The organism is Bacillus sp. LR--39 (assembly GCF_053613335.1).
Genome location: NZ_JBSIOT010000441.1, coordinates 1 through 962, shown reverse-complemented (window position 1 = coordinate 962; position 962 = coordinate 1). Strand labels below are relative to the sequence as shown.

The window sequence follows — 962 nt, the reverse complement described above, 5'->3', positions numbered from 1 at the left end:
CACTTCGATGAACATCGATATGAATTTACGGCAAAGGGAGGCAGCAACTGGTCTGAGCTTCAGCAGGAAAAAGGGAGCTTCGAAGAGCCGGCCCGCTACGGATTGGCCTTGCCGAGAAAAGGCAAGGTGCAGCGCCCGCAGTTTATGGCGCAGCAGTTTGAAAAGCTGATCGATTACTCCGCGGAAAACTCTGATTTGCCGCTCAGAAAGCAAATTTTATTTGAGGAGCTGATGCTGCATCTTCAAAAAGAAGCGTTCCAAATACCGTCTGCGAAAGAGCGGGTAGCCTGGGAGGCGGCCCGGTACTTACAGGAGCACTATAAGGAAAAGACGACAATCAAGGATCTGTCGCTCGCCCTTCACTATCATCAGGATTATGTGAGCCGCTGCATGCAGCAGGTGCTCGGCGTAACTCCGGCACAATACACGAACCGGGTGAGAATGACGGAAGCGAAGCGTCTTTTATCCTCTACAAATGATAAAATGGGCGTTATTGCGGAAACGGTCGGAATGGAAGATCCGACATACTTTTCAAAACTCTTTAAGCAGATAGAAGGCATTTCACCAATTGAATACCGGAAAATTGTCAGCCGGAAAGTTCAATAACCAGACGAGGGATGAACATGAAAACAACAATTTACGATGTGGCAAAGGCGGCGGGTGTCTCGATCACAACTGTGTCCCGTGTGATAAACAATACGGGGAGAATCAGCGATAAAACACGGCAGAAGGTCATGAATGTCATGAATGAAATGGCATACACGCCCAATGTTCACGCCGCGGCTTTAACGGGAAAACGAACGAATATGATTGCTCTCGTGGCGCCTGATATTTCAAATCCGTTTTACGGCGAACTGGCCAAAAGCATTGAGGAAAGAGCGGATGAGCTCGGTTTTCAAATCTTGATTTGCAGCACCGATTACGATCCGAAAAAAGAAACAAAGTATTTTTCTGTTTTGAAG

At 47.5% G+C, this 962-nt stretch carries 1 protein-coding gene and 1 pseudogene; both read left to right on the top strand.

Going from position 1 to position 962, the window contains the following annotated elements; genetic code table 11:
• A partial coding sequence (locus ACWHAR_RS23930) for a helix-turn-helix transcriptional regulator (protein ID WP_452088045.1) occupies positions 1–606 on the top strand: 606 nt, incomplete at its 5' end.
• Between the two features lie 17 nt (positions 607–623).
• A pseudogene (gene degA / locus ACWHAR_RS23925) lies at positions 624–962 on the top strand (transcriptional regulator DegA); the annotation flags it as partial.